This window comes from Dyadobacter fanqingshengii, assembly GCF_023822005.2.
In the GTDB taxonomy this organism is placed as follows: Bacteria; Bacteroidota; Bacteroidia; order Cytophagales; family Spirosomataceae; genus Dyadobacter; species Dyadobacter fanqingshengii.
Map to the genome: position 1 here is coordinate 4,094,167 of NZ_CP098806.1, position 21,766 is coordinate 4,115,932.

Here is a 21,766-nt window from a genome sequence, read left to right on the forward strand (position 1 = left end):
CAACGGTTATATCACAACTATGCCAGGCGAATTTGCGCTGGTAAGCGGGTTAGGGCATTATCCAGTCTTTTTACGACTTCATCTTTTCCCAGAATTTCCATGGTCACCATTAAGTCTGGTCCGTGTCCTTCGCCGGTAAGCGCGAGGCGCAGCGCCTGCATGATTTTGCCCATTTTTATACCAAGCGTTTCCATAGTCGCTGCCAGGTTTTCCTTAATGTGATGCGCAATAAATTCACCTTCAAAAGCGACCAGAGAATCCTTGAAGCCTGAGATTGCGTTCACTGCCTGCTCATCCCATTTTTTCAAAACCAATTCCTGATCGTAGGTTTCAGGTGTGTGGAATAAAAAGCTGGATTCGCTCACAATCTCCTTCACAAAGTGCACGCGGTCTTTCAACAGAAACACAATTTGCGCCAGTTGTTCGGTGGTAACATGGATGTTCTGCGCCTCAAAAAGCGGTTTTGCCTGGTCTATAAGCGTCGTATCGTCCAGGTTTTTTAGATATTGTTGATTGAACCAGTTTGCTTTCTGAATATCAAATCTTGCCCCAGCCTTATGCACACGCTCGAAACTGAATGCGGCGATTAGCTCTTCCATATTGAAAAGCTCCTGCTCAGTTCCAGCATTCCAGCCCAGTAAGGCAAGGAAATTGGCCGTTGCATCTGCAAAATAGCCTTCCTCTCTGAATCCTTTTGCTTTGTCGCCTGTGTTGGGATCAGTCCATTCAAGTGGGAAAATCGGGAAGCCTCCCAGATCTGCGTCGCGTTTTGATAACTTGCCGTTTCCGTCCGGTTTTAATAAGAGCGGAAGATGTGCAAATTGCGGCATGGTGCTTTCCCAACCAAGATATCTGTATAACAAAATGTGCAATGGAGCAGATGGCAGCCATTCTTCACCACGGATCACGTGCGTAATGCCCATCAAATGGTCATCCACAATGTTGGCCAAATGGTAAGTAGGCATGCCGTCGGATTTTAAAAGCACTTTATCATCAATTTGTGATGAATGCACGACAACCCAGCCACGAATGAGGTCATTGAAACGAATGTCTTCTTTCGGCATGATCTTCATCCGGATCACATACGCTTCGCCGCTATCAAGCCTGGATTTGGTTTCTTCGGCCGATAATGTGAGCGAATTCGTCATTTCCATGCGTGTGATCGCATTGTATTGGGCAGCCGCGACTTTGGCTGCTTCCAGCCGCTTTCTCATGGTGTCCAGTTCCTCAGCTGTGTCAAAAGCATAGTAAGCTTTTCCCTCAGCAACGAGCCTTTCGGCATATTCACGATACATTTCTTTCCTTTCCGACTGGCGGTAAGGGGCATGCGGGCCGCCTTGCTGCGGGCCTTCGTCAATGGTTATTCCAAGCCATTGCAGTGCTTCCAATATATATTCTTCCGCACCGGGAACGAAGCGGTTCTGGTCGGTATCTTCAATGCGAAGCAACATTTGGCCACCTTGCTGGCGTGCAAACAAATAGTTATACAAGGCAGTGCGAACACCGCCAGCGTGCAGCGGGCCGGTCGGGCTGGGGGCAAATCTTACCCGGACAGGTTTATTATTCATTATCTTAAACTAAAATTTACTGGATGATTTCGTGCGTCCTACTCGACCGCAACAACGGATATTTCAACATTCACGTCTTTGGGCAGACGTGCAACCTGCACCGTTTCGCGGGCAGGTGGTTCTTTGGTAAAAAAGCTGCCATAAACCTCATTCACAGCCGCAAAGTCATTCATATCTTTCAGGAAAATCGTAGACTTCACTACATTTTGGAAGCCTAACTTGGCTGCGCCGAGAATGTGCCCGATGTTCTGCATCACGATCCCGGTCTCCGCTTTGATGTCGCCCGATTTGGCAAGTTCGGCTGCGATCTGCCCTGAAACGTAAAGGGTTCCGTTTATTTTAACGGCCTGGCTGTAAGGCCCGATCGGAGCAGGCGCTTTATCTGAAAAAATGATCTCTTTTGGCATAAGCTGAATGTATTTATGCCGTAAAAATACCAAAAATATAGTAGTAAGCCCGACTTAATTGACCTGAAAAAGTGCTTTCAGCTCAATGGCGTCCGCAGGTTTCATCCGGCCAGCCAGCACCAGACGCAATTGGCGGCGGCGAAGTGCGCTCAAAAACAACTCCTGTTCCTCGGGCGTCTCCGGTTCCAGAGGCGGAACTTCAATAGGACGCCCATTTTGGTCTACGGCAACAAAAGTATAAAAAGCGCGGTTTGTGCTCACGCGCTGCCCGGCAGGAATGTCCTCGGCCCATACTTCCAGAAAAACTTCCATGGACGAGTTGAATGCGCGGGTTACTTTGGCCTGCATGGTTACAATGTTGCCCAGCTTAATGGGTTCGGTAAACGAAACATTATCAACGGAAGCGGTAACAACAATGCGGTTCGAATGTTTCTGTGCGGCTATGGCTGCGCAAATGTCCATCCAATGTAAAAGCCTGCCTCCCATCAGGTTGTTCAAAGTATTTGTATCATTAGGAAGCACCATTTCAGTCATGGTAACCTCTGACTGATGAGGATGTTTAGGCTTTAACATATATTGGAATTGATTTGTATTAAAATTTGGGACAACGGGTTTTCTTCCGCTCCTTAGCCTGCATTCTGTTGCCGATCAGGTAAGTTCCGCGCACTTGGAAGAACAGATAACTGTCTTTGCTTTTTGCGCTTCCGCGGTTCCAGCCGGGTTGCCGCGGCTCCAAACCGATTTCAGGAGAGCGGTCGGACAATCTTCTGGCCAGGTCACTCGGTAATTGGTCGGGATTAGGATAAACTGTGCTGACGTCGTCGAGATAGTCGGAATTGAGGAAGTTGTTACAAAGCTCCAAACCCAGGCTTAACCTTTTTGTTGTTTTGATTGAAACGCCAATTCCAGCTGTGAACACCAGTGGTAACCGCTTGTATTTTACAGCTTCCGTTGTCAATGGTGCCATACTATGCCATTCGCCGTCGATTTTTGCTTTTGGATTTAATAATGTAAACCCGACCCCGCCAAAAAGATAGGGATTAATCGGCGCCTGACTATTGAAAGAGAACAGATCTGCCTGGATTCCCAGATTAATGTCTGGATTAAAAGTTTTGAAAGAAAGGTTATTCTGAGCGTTTTTGGAGTATTTCTGATCGGCTGAGACCTGATAAAACCTGATTTCTCCGCGTGCGCTGACATGCTCCGTGAGCCTGTAAAGTCCGCCCAAAGAAATGGAAGGCCCTAATCCCAAATGCTTCATATTAACCCCATCCGTCAGATCACCCATGTAATAGGCCACGCCAACGCCAGCCGTCACGCTCATTACGCCGAACGGGTTGACGTATTTGCCGGATTTATTTTGCCCTGAAACTTTGAATGTACCCAGACACGCGAGAATCAGGATAAATACTTTTGCAAGAGCATATTTTGAGGCACACTTACTTCTCATTTTCCTTTGGTAAAAGTTTTTGATCTGTTGGATGTTGTTTTATTACAAAAACATAAACGCACTTAAGAAGGATTATAGAGAAGGTAAAGTCTGTAAATATATTACTCTTAACCTAATTTGTTACTTTTTTCGCTGATCTTGGAAAAACAAAAAGCCGGGCAAAGCCGGCCTTTCGTTCAAATTATGTAGGGGTGCTTATATTAATCTCTTTTTACCGAGCTTGCGCCGGAAGAGCTGGAATGAACGTCCTTCGCAGCTCCAGAGTAACGGATACTGCTTGCTCCACTCGCATCCGCATGGAGTGAATTGCTTGCCACGACTGCCGCGCTGCTGGCTCCTGATGCATCAATATTCACTGTTTTGGCCGAAAATTCCCGACCTTTAAATGAAGAGGCTCCTGAAACTTCGCCGTTCAAAACGTCACCCTGGCCTGTCAAAATAAGCGAAGAAGCGCCGGATAATTCAAAGGTCGCTTTTGGGGACGACAGCTCCATGGTCACTTGTGAGGCTCCCGAAACTTCAATATCCATACTTCTTACACCTGAAAATGAGGCAACATTGGCTTTGCTGGCGCCCGAAAATTCAACGCCTTCCAAAGCCGGCATGGTGATGCTTACATTGACCGTCTTCCTGTTTTTGTTCCAATTATTTCCTTTGTAACCCAAATGAAGCACATCGCTTTTAACCGTCGCTTCCAGATCATCAAGATCCTCAGCGCGACCACTGGTAGAAATGCTGTATTTGCTCCCCTGCTTTACCTCAATGCGAAATGCACTGCCCATGGAAAGCTTGTCAAAGCCTGTCAAATTAAAGTTACGAGTGCCCTGCGCACTGGCATTCAGGGAAAAAACAAGCATTAATAGTGCTGCAAACGAAAATGTGATGATCTTTTTCATGCTATAAATTAATTAGATGGACTTTTTGAAAAGATGTGCAGCCTTTATAAAAAGTTGCACGGCTCACTAAATTATTCCTCAGCGTTGATCTTACTTGCGCCGTTTGCGTTTTTGGACAAGTTAGGAATTCTGCCCAGTTCAATTTTCGATGCGCCGGATGCTTCCACATTTGCATTTTGGATGCTCATTTCGGTGGCCGTCAACTTGCAGGCTCCATGAGCGTCGAGGGTTGCCGAGTTTGCAGATCCTTTCAGAAATGCACGGGATGCACCTGCAATGTCCAGATTCAGCTCTTTTACTTCCAGATTGATCTCTGTCTTCGATGCGCCGGCAATGTCTACGTCCAATTTTTCCAGACCTGTAAAGCCCACCACCCTTGTTTTGTTCGCACCCGAAAGCGATAGCCCTTCAACTGTCGGCATTGTGATGACCAGCCCGATGCGCTTCCAATTATTTTGGTCAAAAATCGTAAAACTGGAACTCCTAACACGCAATGTGCCATTTTCCACAGTCACCTTCAGATCGTCCACAGCTTCCTCTGTTTCGCTATCCGCAGAAACATTGAACTCCGCTCCCTGGCGAACCAGAATGGAGTAAGCGCCGCCTATATCTATTTTTGTAAAACTTCCTACGGGGAATTGCTTGATATAATTGCCGCGTTCCCCCAGCTCAACATTGCTGTTATCGTCATTGATATCAAAGGTAAAACCTTCGGAATTATCATTATTGTCCCTTTCTTCATCAAGGATGAACTTCGCGGGCAGGTTGATACAAACCAGTCCCGAGTCACTTTTAACCATCCAGAGTAATTTGTTCCAGGAAATTTCGCTGTTATCCACATCGTAACGCTTCAACATATGATGCCTGCTTTCCCAATGTGAAAGATTATGGTAAAAATCACGGGTCATATAGAAAGGCTTGTTATAAGGCAGATTAACTGTTACGTCGATCTGCTGATCACGGAAACGGCCACCTTTGCCGAACACAGGCCCATCATTAAAAACAAAAACCGAATCCTTCACTTCAATATCGTAAGTCAATGCCTGCGCATTTTTCTTGGCATCGGCTGTCGTAGCGCCGCGGGACACTAGTCTTTTATCAAGTTTAATGCTGTCCGCCGTGTTGTAACCTTCCATGCTGATATGGACATCCACATTATCTTCGTCGTCCGTATAGTTGTGATCGAAGGTTAATGTGCCTTGCGGAAATGCATAAAAAGTGGATTGCAACACTTCTCCGCGTCTTGCAAAATTCCTTTGATAAGAGATCCCGCCAATGGTGCTGCCTATAATCCCAACAATCCAAAGCCCTAATAATGTAAGCCAAACCGAACTTCCCACCACACGCTTATTGGACAAGAGGGTCAATCCCAATAAAAGAAATGTTATGAAAGGAATCGCTGTTGCAAGCAAACCGGACAAAATAAGCGTATCAGGTAATTCCTGGAATATCAAAAAAGGAATAGGCAGGTTGTCAAAAGGGACCGAGTTGGTCACACCCAGCGCCACCGCTCCACCGATCACCAATGTAAGCAGCGCCATAACGGCCATAGCGATCAAGGAAGCGCCTATTAATATACGGATAATGGGGCCCAAACCTCTCAAGACTCTGCCTAGTGCGCCTATGATCAATGCAATCGCACGAAAGGGAAAAAGTAGAACTTTTGTCAAAATATGCTCCTCACCCGTTTTTTCTTCCAGATTCAGACTTTGTTTAATGTTCGATTCAATATTGGACAAGGTGATCGGTTCGCCTTGCATTTCCATTTTTTCTGTGAGCGTATTCGCCACGGGTGCAATCACCCAGAGAATGATGTAGACCAGCACACCGGTTCCGAAAAGCAGGATAGATAACACCCAAAGAAACCGCACAACACCCAGATCAACACCAAAATAAGATGCTACACCAGCTGCAACCCCTCCAACCACTTTACGGTCCGGATCACGGTAGAATTTCTTGATCTGCGCATCCTCTTCCAATGTTGTAGAACCAGGAAACGCAACCCACATGGCAATGTACACCAGCACCATAAAGCCTGAAAGCGGACCAAATTCATCCTCCATATTCAAGTCCATCATTCCAGAACCTGCTGGTAACCCAATCACCATAAAGAGGAAAGCAAGCCTGACCCAGATCGGATCGATGGTAAAGTAATGCGCAAGTCCGGCAGCAACACCTCCCAAAAGTTTGCGTCGCAGGTCACGGTATAGTTTTCTTGGACCGGCAGCGTTTACTGGCTCAGTTTTGGGAGCACTATATGAGGAAGATGATGCCGATGCAGCATAAGCTTCCTCTTTTGGTGTATATCCTTTTGATGCAGCAGACTCCAATGGGTCAGCAAGAATGTCTTCTGCTTGTTCAATGGCCTCGAAGTCAGCGACCGTCCCCATTGCGGCGATCAGTTCGTCCACATCGGAAAGAGAAATCACCTGCTTTGCCTCTGCTTTTTGTTTGTTCAAAAACCGCTCTGCGATCCTTCCTTCGATGTCAGACAAGATCTCCTTGCTATCAGCAAAAGAAGAGAAATATTTCTGGATGGAAGAAAGGTAACCTTTCAGTTTTTCGTAACCGTCTTCCTCAATATGGAAGATAATGCCACCAATATTTATGCTGATTGTCTTTTTCATGATTGTAATAATCGAATGTCTCTAAATGATCAGTTAGGTTCGGGAAGATTGGAAGAAGCTGCTTTGCTCAAATCCTCTGTGCGGTGTATAACAGTTTGCACAGACTCCGCCAGTTCAAACCATGTGGCTTGCATTGCATCCAGGAATATTTTCCCCTCATCAGTCAAAACATAATATTTTCTCGGAGGGCCTGAGGAAGACTCCACCCATTTATAATCCAGCCAGCCGGAATTTTTTAACCTGGTAAGAAGCGGATAAAGCGTTCCTTCTACAACCATTATGCGCGCAGAAGTCAGCTCATCCAACATATCAGAAGCGTATACTTCGCCCCTCGATATGATGTGCAGAATACAGAATTCCAAAATTCCCTTCCGCATCTGCACTTGGGCATTTTCAATATTCATGTGGTTTCATGTGTTAATTAAATGTAAAAAGTTCATGGCTAACAGATAGGATTTTACCTTCTGGTATTACAAAGGTATACACAGGTACTTTGTGATGCAAGGTACCATGTTAAAAAGATTCGCGAGTTAGGATGAACGGTTATTTAAGTATTTGATCGGCATAACATTTAGTTGATACATTTGGCCTCATTATTTTAGGCTATATTTTATTTTAAAAAGATCCTTTAATCTACTGCCTTGGTAACACAAACTAAGCTTTATATCATCGCCGCTATGAGCGAAAACCGGGTGATCGGGAATAAAAACAGCCTTCCCTGGCATCTGCCGGATGAATGGAAACATTTCAGGAAAGTTACAGACGGGAAACCCTTCCTAATGGGTCGAAAAAGCTTTGAAGCGCCGGATGCATTGCATTCAACCTATAAAAATGTCATTTTATCTTCGGCAATACCGGAAAGTAGCTCGTCTGACACGGTTTATGCGAAAGATATTTCTTCGGCCCTCGCGTTACTTTCTGGTGAAGACGCCGTATTTGTATTGGGCGGTGCTTCGGTTTTTCTGGAAATGTTGCCGCTCGTTCAAAAATTATATCTGACCATTGTTCACGCACAGGTTGAAGGCGACGCATATTTCCCGGTAGTAAATCAGGATGACTGGATGCTGATCAGTTCTGAATTTCATGAACAGGACGAGCAACACGAATTTTCTTTTTCTATGAATGTTTACGAAAGGAAAAACACCGGTTAAGGATGTACGCAACCTGTTCATTCACTTATTTGTATGAACAAAATTATTACGCACACTTTTATTTTCTTGTTTTCGATTACACGAACATCTGTTGCCGCTCAGAAATTATTCGGAAACGAGTGGATCGTCCCTTCACAAACCTATCTGCGTATTCCGGTCATAGAAAACGGACTGTACAAAATCACCAGTGCTGAACTCAGAGAAGCCGGGTTTCCCACCGATACCAATCAATCTTGCTCATTTCAAATGTTTTGGCGGGGAAAAGAAGTTGCTATCCAGGTGAGCAGCGACATGGCGAATGAAAGTCAGGTTATTTTTGATGGGCAAAGAAACGATGGCGCATTGGACAGCGCACTTTACATAAGCCCAGTCCACATCCCACATGCACATTACAGCCTGTATTCCGACACCAGCGCTTATTTCTTGACTTTTAATATCGCAGGCATTGCAGGCAAGAGAACGCAATTCAATGTCGCACCTCATTCAAGTTCAAATGATTATCATTTCACGGAGATCGAAAAGCTCTTCATATCTCAATACGCGCCCGGCAATTTCTATCCGCCCGAAAGCGGCTATAATGACGGCTCGGCAATTTCTGGTTATGATGCAGGCGAAGGCTGGACCGGCCCGGAAATCAAGGATAATGTTTCCTATTCTTTTTCATTGGACATTAATAATCCGGTGACTTCCCGATTTTCAAATGCCCAAATCGAGCTGGTTCTGGTTGGCCGGTCGGCAGGGAAACATGCTTATGAGCTCTGGTCTTCGGATAATGTGGGCTTAAAAAGAAAAATCAAATCATTCAGCATTCACAATTTTGAATCTATAACGCTCAAAACTTTCCTGGATTCAGCAGATTTCAGCAGCGAACGCGAGCTGAAATTCACATTGGTTGCGACTGGAAATCAGGGGAGTATATCCTTGTCCTATGCCAAACTGAGCTATCCACAGAGAATTCTAACCAATGAGCCGGTATATCAGCCGGAACTGGCGAACATTTTAAAACCACGACTAGTAAGATTCCGCAACATTGATTTACAATCATTTGATTATCTGATTATTACACATCCAGCAGTTAGAGTTCCTGTTCATGGTGCGGACCAAGTTTCAGCTTATGCAAATTACCGTGCTTCTATACAAGGCGGCAACTTCAAGCCTTTGATTGTGCATAGTGAGGAAGTTTACAATCAGTTCAATTATGGTGTTCCGGGACCGCTTGGCATTAAGAATATGATTTCATGGATGACAAAAGCGGGTAATTTGAAATTCGTCTTTCTCATTGGACGCTCCGTTGACCCACAAACTGCAAGAAAATCAGCCTATGCACGCACATTGGATATGGTTCCGAATGCTGGCTGGCCAGGTTCAGACATTGCGCTTGTAATGGGGTCGGATTCTGTATCCAGCTTGGACCCGATTGTGCCGATCGGACGCCTCAATGCATTAACATCCCAGAATGTTTACGATTATCTGATAAAGGTAAAGACAGTAGAAGCCCAGCCGGCATCGGCTCCCTGGCGAAAGAACATACTGCATTTGAGCGGAGGAAGATCGGACGAAGAGCTTTCGGTTTTTTCGGGTTATGTAAAGTCTTTTGAAGAAAAAATGAAGCGTTCAACATTCCCAGCACATGTGGAAACGATTTCAAAAAAGACGACTGATCCCGTTGAAAAGCTTCCGGTTCACATTCCTATTAATGGTGGAGCTAGTCTGATCACGTTGTTTGGACATTCCAGTTTGGACGTGACCGACATTGATATAGGAATGGCGAGTGATCCGGAATCCCGTATCCAAAATCATCCGCGTTATCCTGCGATCATTATCAATGGCTGCGCGGCTGGCAGCATTTTTTATTCAACAAAAACCCTTAGCAGTGACTGGATCTTTAGCCCGAATAAAGGAGCAGTCCTGTTTCTTGCACACACATTTAACGGACTATCTACGGATTTAAAAAAATATACAGAAAGTTTTTACGAAGTGCTGGCAGTTTCCAGCTTCACTAACGAATCCTTTGGTGTGATCCAAAATGAAGCGATCCGCAGGAATCTGGCCAAACACAAAAACATAACTGCCATCATTACAGCCCAGCAAATGCTGCTGCACGGCGATCCCGCTATCCGCATTTTCCCCAAAGATCCAACATTACAATCGGGCAACACACAAGCCGCAACATCAGACATTACGGCAATCAGCGTTTCTCCCAACCCATCGGATCATTGGTTCCGGTTCCTGGCTACGTTTAATTCAACGAACCCTCCCGAAAAAGCGAATCTATTTATTTATGATTTATGGGGCAGGAAGGTGCAAAAATTTTCATTTGACACGCATTCCGGAAAAAATGAGTGGTTTTGGCACCCCGAAAACCTGCCGTCCGGCGTTTATTTATATAGCCTGGAAATTGACCAGAAAAACGGGACTGTTTCCTCTGCTGCCCAAAAGGCATTACGGGGAAGATTGATTTGGGTTCATTAACCTCATCCACCCTTTTCTTTCAGTAAAAACTTCTTATTTTTGTCGATTATAAAATGACTTATCCACTTGAAAGAATACGGTAGTAACGTACAAAAACTTGCTGATCACATCGTAAAGATGGAAGATAAGGCAAAACGCAACCTTTATGCGCACATTCTGGTCGAGCTCATGCGTCAGATCCATCCGAACATGAGGGATAACCAGGATTACACCAATAAACTGTGGGATGATCTGTACATTATTTCCGGATTTGAATTGGATGTGGACAGTCCATTCCCACCGCCTTCTCCGGAAGCATTAGGAAAAAAACCACTTAAAGTGGGCTACAACCAGCAAAATTTAATGTATCGCCATTACGGCCGAAACATTGATCTGCTCCTTGAAAAAGCTATTAATACCGAAAATAAGGAAGATAAGCTTGCCTTTGTCTCCTACATTTTCAGGCTTATGCGCTCCTTTTTTAACACCTGGAACAAAGACAATCCGGAGGACAATGTATTGCTCGGCCAGCTGGAACAGCTTAGTAAAGGCCAGCTGACAGAAGAAATCGATTATATCCGCGCCAACGGGCCCATCGAAGCGGCCCCAAAAGACCGGAACAACAGCAGCCAGGAACGCAACCGCGGAAACAGCCATCAGGGTGGCGGCGCCGGCGGATTCAAAGCCCAGTCCAGCCACAATTCCGAACGCCAGGGTGGTAATAGTAACCAAGGCAATTCCAATCGAAACAGGCCTAATAACAAGTTCGCAGGCCGCAATAACAACAACGGTAACAACAATAATAATAACCGGAATAACCGCAAAAAACCTGGAATCTAACATCCAGGTTTAATTTTATCCCTGTCAATTGCCCCACATTCATATATGGCTTCATTTAAAATAACCGGAGATAGACGGCTTAAAGGTTCTATTGTTCCCCAAGGCGCAAAAAACGAGGCATTGCAAATTCTGTGCGCTGTGCTTTTGACCAAGGAACCGGTAACAATTCATAACATTCCCAACATTCGGGATGTAAATCAGCTCATCAATCTGCTTGCAGATCTGGGTGTCCGTCAGACGAAACTAAGTGAGTCATCAATCCGCTTCGAAGCGACTGACATTAATCTGGATCACCTGGAATCGGAATCTTACAAGCAGAAAGCAGCCGCCTTACGCGGATCTGTAATGTTGCTGGGCCCGATGCTGGCGCGTTTTCGTAAAGGCAGGATTCCCCGTCCCGGGGGCGATAAAATTGGTCGCCGGAGATTGGATACGCACTTTCTAGGTTTTGAAAAGCTTGGTGCGCAGTTCAGTTACGACGAGGAAGATGGTGGTTTTTACAAAGTTGATGCGACCAACCTGAAAGGTGCTTATATGCTCCTGGACGAGGCGTCTGTTACCGGAACAGCCAATGTTCTGATGGCGGCCGTGATGGCAGAAGGCACAACGACGATCTATAATGCAGCCTGTGAACCCTATCTTCAGCAATTATGTAAAATGCTGAACAGAATGGGCGCAAAAATCTCAGGAATTGCTTCCAATCTGCTTGTAGTTGAGGGTGTAAGCCAGCTAAGCGGAACAGAACACACCATGCTTCCCGACATGATCGAGATAGGAAGCTTTATAGGTCTGGCGGCAATGACACAATCTGAAATAACCATCAAAGACTGTCAGATCGCTCAATTAGGCATCATTCCTGATGTATTTCAAAGGCTGGGGATCAAAATGGAATTCCAGGGAGACGATATTTTTATCCCGGCTCAGGAACATTACCGCATTGAAAACTTCCTGGACGGCTCCACCATGTCTGTGGCAGATGCACCATGGCCCGGTTTCACGCCTGACTTATTAAGCATTATCCTGGTAACAGCCACGCAGGCACAGGGAACAGTGCTGATCCATCAGAAAATGTTCGAAAGCCGCCTGTTTTTTGTAGATAAATTAATTGAAATGGGTGCGCAAATTATCCTTTGCGACCCTCATCGCGCAACCGTAATTGGACATAACCGCGAAACGCAATTGCGCGGCATTCGTATGACGTCCCCCGACATTCGCGCCGGTGTAGCGCTTCTCATTGCTGCACTATCCGCAAAAGGAGTTAGTATCATCGATAATATAGAGCAGATCGACCGCGGTTATCAGAACATCGATGGTCGTTTAAATGCTATTGGAGCTGAGATTGTTAGGTTGTAGCTTTTGTTTGCTTGTCAGCCTGAGCGGACCGGTTTGCTCAGGCTGACAAGCTTAAATAACAACCCTACTTCTTCCCGTAACTACACTTACTATTATCAGCCTTCACATAGTAAGACTTGTAATTAGCAGCTTTCGGATCCATACAGCCTTTCAAATCCAAAACTTCTACTTTCCTGAATTCAACAGGATGGCTCTCGCTTTGCAACGATATCGAGCCATGATCCAGCAGCTTTCCGTCAACGATTAAAGACGGATCATTGCCGCTTACATTTCCGCCTCCCAATTGTGGCTTATTGTATTCCAAAACCATTTCTCCATTCGCAAAATGCTGGATCAGCGAATCGCCAAGCACAAGCACTTCTGCTTTTACCCATTGGTCGCCATTATAAGTCTGGGATGTGGAAGTCACGCAATGTTGCGTAATTAATTTTCCATTCATCACCACATTGGTCCCTGGTGTGCAAAGATTGCAAGTTGTGCGCTTTTTATCATTGCCTCCCAGCAGCTGTACTTCAATGGAAGCAGGAAAATCCTGGTCTTTCCCCATCGTTGCAGCAGGCTGCCCGTGCACCATTATACCGCTGTTCCGCCAGGCCCAGCCTTCGCCTTTCGGGGCTTGCTCGCCTACGAAACGATATTCAACCGAAATGCGATAGTATGAAAAGTCTCCTTTGTAGAAGATATGACCGTATTTTTGCTTGAAGTCATCATACTTGTCGTACCGTACGACCATTTTGCCATCTTCCACGCGGAACGTGTTCAGGTAATTATCATTCAGCTCGTAGCCGCGAATTTTAATGTCCCAGCCGTCAAGGTTCTTGCCGTTGAAAAGCTGTTTCCATTCCTGCTTGTCTGCGTTTTTTTGACCAAAGGCAATGAAGCTGAGGATACTGAGAAGTAGCGTAAGTTGTAATTTCATGGATTAAGGATTAATGAGAACACAAAGTAAACAGACGGCTGTTACAATTCCGGGACATCCAAAAAAATCTTTACTTCGTATTTATATAAAATCGCCTTCCGTTTGGCATACTATTCTTGCAATTTGAATCATGAGTTTAAATACAAAAGAAAAAATCACATTATTTTGGTTTCGCCGGGATTTGAGACTGCATGATAACGCAGGTTTGTACTATGCATTGCGTTCCGAAAACCCCGTTGTTCCTGTTTTTATTTTTGACAAAACAATTCTGGATGACCTTGATAATAAGGAAGATAAGCGCCTGACGTTCATACATCAAAACATTCTTGAAATACAAAGAGAATTGCAAACGCTTGGCGCGGACATTTTGGTTTTCTACGGACATCCGACAGATGTATGGCAGGAACTCAGCGAGAAATACGACATTGCCGAAGTCTTTACCAACACAGATTACGAACCTTATGCAACGGAAAGGGACACGGCCGTAGCCAAGATCCTGCGTTCGAGAAAAGCAGAGTTGAAAGCATATAAGGATCAGGTTATTTTTGAAAAGCAGGAAATACTGAGCGGGCAAAATACACCTTACACCGTCTTTACACCTTATAGCAGGATGTGGAGGGAAAAATGCAACGACTTCTATCTGTCTTCTTATCCCAACAAAAAGTATTTCAAAAACTTTTTAAAATGGGGAGGCAGCACAATTCCTTCGCTTCAAGAAATGGGCTTTAAAAGCACGGACACGGACTTTCCTTCCAGCGAAATTTCAGCCGAATTGCTCGAAAACTACGAAACAAGCAGGGATTTCCCGGCTATGGAAGGCACTAGCCGCATTGGTATACACCTAAGATTTGGCACCGTAAGCATTCGTGAGTTGGCCAGATTTGCAAAAAAACACAGCAACTTATACCTTAATGAGCTGATCTGGCGGGAATTTTATCAGCAAATCCTTTCCAACTTTCCGCACGTCGGGAAAGGTAAAGCGTTCAGAGCGCCTTATGACGACATTAACTGGGGTTACGATAAAGAAGCCTTTCAGAAATGGTGTGATGGTAAAACCGGTTATCCCCTAGTGGACGCAGGAATGCGACAAATGAATGCAATCGGCTTTATGCACAACAGGGTTAGGATGGTTGTGGCGAGCTTTTTAGCCAAACATTTGCTGCTCAACTGGCGGCTGGGTGAAGCTTATTTCGCCGAAAAGTTGCTGGATTATGATTTGGCGGCCAATAATGGTGGATGGCAATGGGCTGTCGGATCCGGCACGGACGCTGCACCCTATTTCCGAATTTTCAATCCCGAAGCGCAGGCCAAAAAGTTTGATCCGAAAGGAGAATATATCAAAAAATGGGTCCCGGAATTTGGCACAGACGCATATCCGGAACCGATGGTTGACCACAAAATGGCGAGGGAAAGATGTCTTAGAGAATATAAAAAAGCCCTTGACAAATCGTAATTATTTCCCGCCTGCAATGATGGTTAGCATATCTTCTGGCTGCAAATACTGCATAGCCATTGAGAGCACATCTTGGCTGGTTGTAGCATGGATCTGTTCAATGTAATGTTTGAAAAAATCCGTTGGCAAGCCGTCAAGCAACAATATCTTCTGCCGATCAGCCACTTCAAACGCAGTGTTCAATGATCCGGCGAACTCTCCGGACATGAAATTTTTGACCGTTTGAAGCTCTTCCTCACCAACGAGCTCTGTTTGCAATCGATAAATTTCCTTTTTGATTTCGTCAATGGTCTGTTGAGTAAACTCCTTCTTCACATCCGTCCCGATCATATAATATCCTTCCTTGCGTAATGTTACGAGGTGTGAAGAAATGCCATAGGTCAGGCCTTTTTCTTCCCGGATATTCTTCATCAATCTCGACCCGAAATATCCGCCCAATATCTCGTTAGTAACCAGCATTTTGAAATAATCCGGGTGATGGCGGTTAAAAAGCTTCCGACCCATTCGAATCGACGACTGCACGCTATCAGGTCGTTCAACAAGCACTTCCACGTTCGCGTAAACAGGCTGCTGAACATCTGTCACCGGTAAGATCTGGTTCTCGGTATAAACTTTTCCGAGGTGCTCATTGACCACTTTAACATCATTTTCACTAACCTGCCCTGCAAGTACAACCGTGAATTTACCGTTTTTAACAAATCTCTGATAATGCTCTTTGATCGTATCAATTGAAAGGGACGAGATATTCTCTTCCTCCTGGCTTTGCCCATAAGGATGATTGCTGCCAAAAAGCTTTGCCCGGAATGCGGTGGTGGCCAGATAAGCATTCTTTTCTTTGTTAACCCGGAGATTCTGAATGTTGATATTTTTCAGGTCCTGAAATTCCTTTTCAGGGAAAACGGCGTCGTGGATCAGCTCACTGACTAGTGGCAAGACGTCCGGTAAAAACCTGGAAAGTGCGTAAACGACAATTCCTATACGGTCGGCGGTGTGGGTCATTTCCGTAAATGCACCGATCCTGTCAAACGCTTCGCTTATTTCCGCAGAAGTCTTGGTGAGCGTCCCTTCGGAAAGCATCTTTATTGCAAAAAACGAAGCACCAATCTCCTGCTCATACCAATTCCCCGCCTCAAAAATACATTCCAGCCTGATCACCGGCTGATCGCCAATGTTGATAACATGCAGTGCAGTTCCGTTGTCGAGGTTGTAAGTTTGGGGATCTGGCAGGTGTACAGAATTTATAACCCGAAATTCCGGAGCGATGGTGCGGTCAATGATCATGTGCAATGTTGAGTAATAAAAAACGAATGACGTTACAATTACGCCATTCGTTCTGAAAAAGTAAATTTCTAAAAGCTGTTAGTTCTCTGTATCGTTGACATCCAGCTTCTCAGACTTATTTAAGCCAAGAGAAAGCGTGATTCTTAACGTCTGGGCCAAAGGACTTCCTTGTGTTACAGGGAAAAGATAAGCGAAGTCAACGGAATACTTGTCCATGAAATGAGCGCCCGCGCCAGCCGTGAAATATTTAAGATCGCCTTTGTTTTTATGTTCTGTATTATAACCGGCACGCAATGCGAAGATATTATTGTAAACATATTCCCCACCGATTGCCAATCCAACTTCTTGCAATTCTTCTTTAAACCCATCCGGAGCATCGGAAAACGATCCGAACACACCTTTCAAAAGCGGACGCGCATTGATGTCTGTTCCGTCCGGCGTTGGCACCATTAGCTTTCTCGCATCCAGACCAAAATTGAAACGGTTACGTCCGTCTGCTGTAAATGAGATCCCGCCACCCAATTTCAGGTTAGTTGGAATAAAGTTTTCTGAACCTTCAACCGAAGAGTAGCTCACTTTACCACCCAGGTTGGAAAGCACTGCACCAAGGGTCCATACAAATTCACCGCCTGTTTCTTCATTTCTCAGCGCTTTTCTATAAAATGCGCTGATATCACCCGCAGCTGTCCGTGCAGGGGATAACGAAGCTCCTGCGATCACCCCGGATGCCGCCAGGTTTGAAGAGATGTATTTTAATGTCAAACCCATCGAGAAATTTTTCCCTAATTGGCGTGAGTAAGTTCCGCTAACAGCAAGTTCGCGTGAGTTGTAATATCCATTCTGCGCACCCGTTGAAGTTCTTAGGTCGAGCTCGCCATTGTTGAAGTAATTAACAGAAACAGCAACGGCCTGTTTGTCGCCCAATTTCTTATAACCGGTCAGGTAACCCAACCACATATCGTCCACCAAATTCCTGAGCCAGGGAGTGTACGACGCAGAAACACCTATATCCTTTGTATTATAAGGCAGCTTAGCAGCATTCCAGTATGTAGAATTGGCATCAGGACTAATTGCTACACCAACCTCCCCCATGGCAGCGCTTCTGGCATCAGGGGCAAATGTTAAAAAAGAAAGCGGAGAATGTGGAATTCTTTGTGTGCTTGATGGTGTGGTCTGGGCCAAAATTGTACCCGTTGAAAGAATAAAGAGAGAAGATAAACTAACAAAAAAAAGTCTCATAGAAATTGGATTTGCGATAGGAAGTGCTTTGAATCAGCTTCTTTAAAGGGTCAAAAATACAATGAAAGATAGTTATTACTAAAAAAATGCTAAGTTTTATTAAACTATGGAGAACGGATCAGCTTTCCCGATCGCTGGTCTCTGGAATTATCCTTTAACGACCTGATGCTTAACTGATACACAAGTGAAGTAAGGTTTGGTATCCAAAATCCGGATTGAGTGACGTCAAAAGTTTCCCTGACGGTTGCCTCCGTGTTGAAATATTGCCTGCGGAATTGCCCCAGAGACTGCCCATTGTTTAAAAATATATTAAAAACTATTTCTACATCTTCATTCACTCTGTTGTGGGCCAGTTCAAATGACAGATCTTTGTCGAATGGGTTTGGATATACTTTCAGCGCGTTGAGTTGGATGCCCTTGAATGCACCTACTTGAAAACCGAACGCAATTTCGGAAAAGTTAGTATAAGTATCCCATACTTTTACGCGAATAAGATATTTACCGGTTGGCAAGTTTTCAAACGGATAAGTGATGACACCCTTCCTATAATCATCGGTGTCTGCCGTGTAGTAGTCGTTAAGGGCTATCGTGGTCGTATCATTTATAATCAGCGTGACATTATGCCCAATTCCGGCGTTTGAAATACTTATCCCGTTTTCATCGCTGGCCATTACATATAATGTAGCCGACGGCTCGATTAAATCGCCATCTTTAAACGACGCATCATTCATATAGGCTGTCAGCTTCGGAGGCGTGTTGTCCGTTTCGGGAACCGCGCTGCCGCCAATGGTTACATCAAGCTGCCCACTCGCATCCCCAAGGCTGTCTGCCTGAACGGCATAAACGTTTGCCCTGCCAATTCCCACGCGGTAGTCAATGTCTTTTGGCATTACAAATTCACAGATAAACTCCCCTCCTTTAACCTTTACCCGCCCATCAAACAATTTGCTGCGAAACTCTGAATAAGTTTCGGGTCTACCCTCATTGCCCAGCGTTTTGAATGTGATCTGCTTGTCATATAGTACAACGCGCGCCACCCCATCAAACTTGTTATCTTTTAATGTTGTAACCGCATCAAAAATCTGCCCTTTCAGCTGCACTTTTTGCAAAGCGCGCAGTGTATCAGGCTTTTCGGCCCAACGAATGCTTTTCCGTGCGCGGGCAAGTTGCATGGATGGATCTGCCAGCAATGTAAAGTTCCGGTTGAGGCTGCCTACCAGCGCATTGTTTTTGGTTTCTTTAAAAATATCACCGAGCCTGATATGAGGACCTTCTTTTAATAATGCTTCATAAAATGCTTTGCTAAGCGTAAAATTGGTGCTGGAATAAACCGGTCTGGTGGTACTGATCGCCCCAATGGCTGCGCCTCTTGGACTTAAAACCATCAATTCTGCCCCTGATACCAAACCCATATCATCATAGCGCCCAAAATCGCAGGTTGCTGTAAATAACAATGGCAAATTGTCCATGCCACGGGCCGACTGCATATCAGCCAACGTCAGGACCTGCTCTTCCGCCCAGCCGCTAACCCCGCCGTGACCCGTGTAGTTCAGGATTAATGTTCCTTCATTTATTTTTTTATTAATGATCTGATTAACTGCCGGCGCCTTTTGTCCTTCCGAACCTGTGTTTTGCGGGAATGCGTCGATGAAAACTCTCGAAGACATAAAACCCGGCTGTATCAGGCTCGCCAGTTCGTCCGCATGGCGCTGATGAATGTTCCCGTCGCCATCGTCAGCCACAAACTGAACATTGTTTCTCCAATTGCCCAAAACCCGCCCCGAAGATCCGTATCGAATCAGCTTATCCACTATGAGTTGTGCCTCAGACAGCGATTTCACGGGCAGCCTACCCACACCAATGTCAACCGTGTGATCCCCGGCAACAGATTCAGTCCAGGCACCTTCGCTGTCCTTCATGAACCCGAAATAATCATCAGAAGAATAAGTATATACCGGATTCAGCGATTCCCTGCTTTCATAAACCGGCACCCAGCTTTTTTGTTGAAATGCCGACTGGTTTTTTAAATTGTTTTTATAATCAAATGAAGCATCGCCGAACAAGAGCAGATATTTAAGTTTGCCTGGTTCTTTCATATACAAATGTTTTGCAAAATCCCTGATAGCAGTCAAATCCGGCTTTCCGCCACCAAATTCATTATAAATTTCGTCCATAGTGACAACCAGCGTTTCCAACCCATCATTGCTCTCCCGGAATGCAGCCAGTCGCTCTGCTTCCTGCTTCCAGGCCGCTGGCGTTACAATCAGCAAATCAGGTGCAGCATTGCTAACAATGTTTTGTGGATCAACTCTCTGCGAGAAAAAAGGCTCTATCGCCTGATCTGTTTTAAAGCCTATATATTGTCTGCTCCCTTTCCCGCCAATGGTTGTAAACGAAGATGTGCCATTTTGAATATTTTGATTAACAAACGCAGGAATTTGTGCACTACTTACATTCCAAAGCAGCCAGTCCGAACTTGCATTACTGAATTGATAAGTGACCGTATCTGAAGATTCCGGCAAAAAGCGATATACTTGCTGGATTGCATACTGCCGCAGCTGCCGCCTTACATGCAGCGCAACGTAATTCAAATAGCCTTGTCCGGAACTCTGCCCGTTGCGTTCATAAGCTACGCCGACTGTTATCGCATCGGGGGGAGAACTATCGGCGTTGATTGTAAATGTTGCGTCGGCTCGCAATGCTTTGATGTCATACGTTCCCGCGCTCACCGTTCCGATTGACGCTTCACCCGCTTGCCTTCCATTCAGCTGCCAAAGGAACTTCGTGGCGATCTGCGCCGCACCGATTGCCGATGTCCGCAATTTTATTTTTGAAGCAGGAACAATGCCTGGAATGTTTGCAGTAAAAGAAAGCGGAGCATTGTTGAGATATTCTCCCCACCATTCCCTCCCTGATTTCAGCAGGTTATAAGTTTCCGCTTCATGAAACCAGTAATCGTCAAATTGGTTAATCAGGTGGGCTTTTTGTGATGTAATGGTCGCTAACGGCTTCACCCTTAACCCAATTTGCTGCCCGTAAGTGAGAAAATAGTAACTGGAATCTGTGTAAATGTTTATCTGATGCCTCAATTCAGCTTTTGCAGAATCGTAGGAAATTTCATGCGGCCCTTCGGCATAGAAAAAAACCGCGTCATTGCCATCAAACTTGCCATCTTCCTCACCGGAAACCATGATTGCATTTTCAGCCAGTGCATTGGATTTCAATACATTATTTGGCTGCGGCAACATTCCTGATCTTTGGCTGTAAATCCGGATCTGCCTTGGATCAATGTCGGCAGGGTTGACACCTAGTTTCCGAAAAAAGGAAAAATCAATTCGGTGGATGCCCGTTTGGCTTACAGCCAGCTTGTACCAGTTGCCGGTTGAAAGGACTGATTTTTCCTGCGCTTTTAAAGAAAAAGAAATGATTATTCCCAAACAGCAAAACGCTGTCCTGATCAGGCGAAAAGGAAAATTAACATGCTTCAACCAATGCATGGGCTGGAATGGTGTAAAGACGCTGGGAAGCTTTGTCCGTGCAAAGCACACGTGTTCTCCTGAGCGACCCACGGACAAACAACCTGTTCTGAAAAACGAAATTACTGCCTTCATTCAGCTGAACAAGTGCAATTCTGGATGAATTGAGTGCTTGATCATCATATTTGCGAATCGCGCTAAAGAGAATCTGGTCGCCGCCTGTCGAGGCCTTCGGGTTCTTAGCATAACGTATTAATGCTTCCAGAATATCTGCGGGGAAATGATTTTCGTTGAGGACAGGTTGCAATAATCTACCAAACTCCCGTTTCCACTCTATGCCATGCGGGGCGACGCGCTTTCTCAGCCGGATTTTATATTGCTGATGCACTACGCAATGCGCCACTTCATGCAAATAGGTAATCAGAAAATTATATGGATTAAGATTCACATTTACCGTGATTCTGGGAACATAACCGGGCTTAACCGTGAAGTCACCTAGTCGGGTGCGCCTGGGGCGCGAGAGGAAGAAATCGAACTTGTAAATTTTATGTAACTCCTCGCAATATGCGATTGCCGCCTGGGGAACATGGAGGCCGAAGGATATGTTTTTCATTCCTTAAATAAAAAAAGAAAAGCGCTATTTTCATAGCGCTTT

At 45.1% G+C, this 21,766-nt stretch carries 18 protein-coding genes; 6 read left to right on the plus strand and 12 right to left on the minus strand.

The window, feature by feature from the left end; translation table 11 throughout:
* Positions 1-17: 17 nt before the first annotated feature.
* The 7 genes from gltX to NFI81_RS17015 all read right to left on the minus strand — a co-directional run bounded on the left by gltX (position 18) and on the right by NFI81_RS17015 (position 7,352).
* Positions 18-1,568: a glutamate--tRNA ligase gene (gltX, locus tag NFI81_RS16985; protein ID WP_234611282.1), complete on the minus strand. Its 1,551-nt coding sequence runs from the start codon at positions 1,566-1,568 to the stop codon at positions 18-20.
* Positions 1,569-1,606: 38 nt separating this feature from the next.
* Positions 1,607-1,975, minus strand: coding sequence for a Rid family detoxifying hydrolase (locus NFI81_RS16990; protein ID WP_082217080.1), 369 nt, complete (start codon positions 1,973-1,975; stop codon positions 1,607-1,609).
* A 54-nt stretch (positions 1,976-2,029) separates the two neighbouring features.
* Complete coding sequence (locus NFI81_RS16995; RefSeq protein ID WP_234611281.1) at positions 2,030-2,548, minus strand: acyl-CoA thioesterase; 519 nt, start codon at positions 2,546-2,548, stop codon at positions 2,030-2,032.
* 19 nt (positions 2,549-2,567) lie between these two features.
* Positions 2,568-3,425: an outer membrane beta-barrel protein gene (locus tag NFI81_RS17000; protein ID WP_234611280.1), complete on the minus strand. Its 858-nt coding sequence runs from the start codon at positions 3,423-3,425 to the stop codon at positions 2,568-2,570.
* Positions 3,426-3,625: 200 nt separating this feature from the next.
* Complete coding sequence (locus tag NFI81_RS17005; protein ID WP_234611279.1) at positions 3,626-4,321, minus strand: head GIN domain-containing protein; 696 nt, start codon at positions 4,319-4,321, stop codon at positions 3,626-3,628.
* A 71-nt stretch (positions 4,322-4,392) separates the two neighbouring features.
* Entirely contained in the window at positions 4,393-6,948 is a 2,556-nt protein-coding gene (locus NFI81_RS17010; RefSeq protein WP_234611278.1) for a PspC domain-containing protein, read from the minus strand.
* A 29-nt stretch (positions 6,949-6,977) separates the two neighbouring features.
* Positions 6,978-7,352, minus strand: a complete 375-nt coding sequence (locus NFI81_RS17015) for a PadR family transcriptional regulator (protein ID WP_234611277.1) — start codon at positions 7,350-7,352, stop codon at positions 6,978-6,980.
* A 237-nt stretch (positions 7,353-7,589) separates the two neighbouring features.
* Here NFI81_RS17015 and NFI81_RS17020 point away from each other — a divergent pair, with 237 nt between their 5' ends.
* The 4 genes from NFI81_RS17020 (at position 7,590) to murA (ending at position 12,743) form a co-directional block, all read left to right on the plus strand.
* Positions 7,590-8,099, plus strand: coding sequence for a dihydrofolate reductase (locus NFI81_RS17020; RefSeq protein WP_234611276.1), 510 nt, complete (start codon positions 7,590-7,592; stop codon positions 8,097-8,099).
* 33 nt (positions 8,100-8,132) lie between these two features.
* Positions 8,133-10,571 (plus strand): putative type IX secretion system sortase PorU2, encoded by a 2,439-nt coding sequence (porU2, locus tag NFI81_RS17025; protein WP_234611275.1) that lies wholly within the window; start codon positions 8,133-8,135, stop codon positions 10,569-10,571.
* Between the two features lie 66 nt (positions 10,572-10,637).
* Positions 10,638-11,390, plus strand: coding sequence for a DUF4290 domain-containing protein (locus NFI81_RS17030; RefSeq protein WP_235137350.1), 753 nt, complete (start codon positions 10,638-10,640; stop codon positions 11,388-11,390).
* Positions 11,391-11,435: 45 nt separating this feature from the next.
* Entirely contained in the window at positions 11,436-12,743 is a 1,308-nt protein-coding gene (murA, locus tag NFI81_RS17035; protein ID WP_234611273.1) for a UDP-N-acetylglucosamine 1-carboxyvinyltransferase, read from the plus strand.
* 64 nt (positions 12,744-12,807) lie between these two features.
* On the opposite strand, the gene NFI81_RS17040 is transcribed toward murA, so the two are convergent.
* Positions 12,808-13,662, minus strand: coding sequence for a 3-keto-disaccharide hydrolase (locus NFI81_RS17040; protein WP_234611272.1), 855 nt, complete (start codon positions 13,660-13,662; stop codon positions 12,808-12,810).
* A gap of 130 nt (positions 13,663-13,792) precedes the next feature.
* Here NFI81_RS17040 and NFI81_RS17045 point away from each other — a divergent pair, with 130 nt between their 5' ends.
* Positions 13,793-15,115, plus strand: a complete 1,323-nt coding sequence (locus tag NFI81_RS17045; RefSeq protein ID WP_234611271.1) for a cryptochrome/photolyase family protein — start codon at positions 13,793-13,795, stop codon at positions 15,113-15,115.
* Here NFI81_RS17045 and NFI81_RS17050 read toward each other — a convergent pair whose 3' ends face one another.
* Together NFI81_RS17050 and porV are read right to left on the minus strand one after the other, a co-directional pair.
* A complete protein-coding gene (locus NFI81_RS17050; protein ID WP_234611270.1) occupies positions 15,116-16,396 on the minus strand; it encodes a M16 family metallopeptidase in 1,281 nt (426 codons plus the stop codon). It abuts the gene before it with no gap.
* Positions 16,397-16,474: 78 nt separating this feature from the next.
* Positions 16,475-17,578 (minus strand): type IX secretion system outer membrane channel protein PorV, encoded by a 1,104-nt coding sequence (porV, locus tag NFI81_RS17055; protein ID WP_234611600.1) that lies wholly within the window; start codon positions 17,576-17,578, stop codon positions 16,475-16,477.
* Between porV and NFI81_RS17060 the strand changes: the two genes are divergently transcribed.
* Positions 17,487-17,681 carry a hypothetical protein gene (locus NFI81_RS17060; protein WP_234611607.1) on the plus strand — a complete coding sequence of 65 codons (195 nt, stop codon included), beginning with the start codon at positions 17,487-17,489 and terminating at the stop codon, positions 17,679-17,681. The two genes, porV and NFI81_RS17060, sit on opposite strands and share 92 nt — an antisense overlap.
* Positions 17,682-17,739: 58 nt before the next feature.
* On the opposite strand, the gene porU is transcribed toward NFI81_RS17060, so the two are convergent.
* Both porU and NFI81_RS17070 read right to left on the minus strand, forming a co-directional pair.
* Positions 17,740-21,132, minus strand: a complete 3,393-nt coding sequence (porU, locus tag NFI81_RS17065) for a type IX secretion system sortase PorU (RefSeq protein WP_234611269.1) — start codon at positions 21,130-21,132, stop codon at positions 17,740-17,742.
* Positions 21,110-21,724 (minus strand): hypothetical protein, encoded by a 615-nt coding sequence (locus NFI81_RS17070; protein WP_234611268.1) that lies wholly within the window; start codon positions 21,722-21,724, stop codon positions 21,110-21,112. Before NFI81_RS17070 ends, porU begins: the two co-directional genes overlap by 23 nt.
* Positions 21,725-21,766 lie beyond the last annotated feature (42 nt).

What these genes read in the sequence shown, in the direction of transcription:
- NFI81_RS16995 (WP_234611281.1), bottom strand. Translation starts at nt 2,548, where the DNA reads ATGTTAAAGCCTAAACATCCTCATCAGTCAGAGGTTACCATGACTGAA.
- NFI81_RS16990 (WP_082217080.1), bottom strand. Translation starts at nt 1,975, where the DNA reads ATGCCAAAAGAGATCATTTTTTCAGATAAAGCGCCTGCTCCGATCGGG.
- gltX (WP_234611282.1), bottom strand. Translation starts at nt 1,568, where the DNA reads ATGAATAATAAACCTGTCCGGGTAAGATTTGCCCCCAGCCCGACCGGC.
- murA (WP_234611273.1), top strand. Translation starts at nt 11,436, where the DNA reads ATGGCTTCATTTAAAATAACCGGAGATAGACGGCTTAAAGGTTCTATT.
- NFI81_RS17015 (WP_234611277.1), bottom strand. Translation starts at nt 7,352, where the DNA reads ATGAATATTGAAAATGCCCAAGTGCAGATGCGGAAGGGAATTTTGGAA.
- porU2 (WP_234611275.1), top strand. Translation starts at nt 8,133, where the DNA reads ATGAACAAAATTATTACGCACACTTTTATTTTCTTGTTTTCGATTACA.
- NFI81_RS17010 (WP_234611278.1), bottom strand. Translation starts at nt 6,948, where the DNA reads ATGAAAAAGACAATCAGCATAAATATTGGTGGCATTATCTTCCATATT.
- NFI81_RS17060 (WP_234611607.1), top strand. Translation starts at nt 17,487, where the DNA reads ATGGCAGCGCTTCTGGCATCAGGGGCAAATGTTAAAAAAGAAAGCGGA.
- NFI81_RS17040 (WP_234611272.1), bottom strand. Translation starts at nt 13,662, where the DNA reads ATGAAATTACAACTTACGCTACTTCTCAGTATCCTCAGCTTCATTGCC.
- NFI81_RS17000 (WP_234611280.1), bottom strand. Translation starts at nt 3,425, where the DNA reads ATGAGAAGTAAGTGTGCCTCAAAATATGCTCTTGCAAAAGTATTTATC.
- NFI81_RS17050 (WP_234611270.1), bottom strand. Translation starts at nt 16,396, where the DNA reads ATGATCATTGACCGCACCATCGCTCCGGAATTTCGGGTTATAAATTCT.
- NFI81_RS17045 (WP_234611271.1), top strand. Translation starts at nt 13,793, where the DNA reads ATGAGTTTAAATACAAAAGAAAAAATCACATTATTTTGGTTTCGCCGG.
- NFI81_RS17070 (WP_234611268.1), bottom strand. Translation starts at nt 21,724, where the DNA reads ATGAAAAACATATCCTTCGGCCTCCATGTTCCCCAGGCGGCAATCGCA.
- NFI81_RS17005 (WP_234611279.1), bottom strand. Translation starts at nt 4,321, where the DNA reads ATGAAAAAGATCATCACATTTTCGTTTGCAGCACTATTAATGCTTGTT.
- porU (WP_234611269.1), bottom strand. Translation starts at nt 21,132, where the DNA reads ATGCATTGGTTGAAGCATGTTAATTTTCCTTTTCGCCTGATCAGGACA.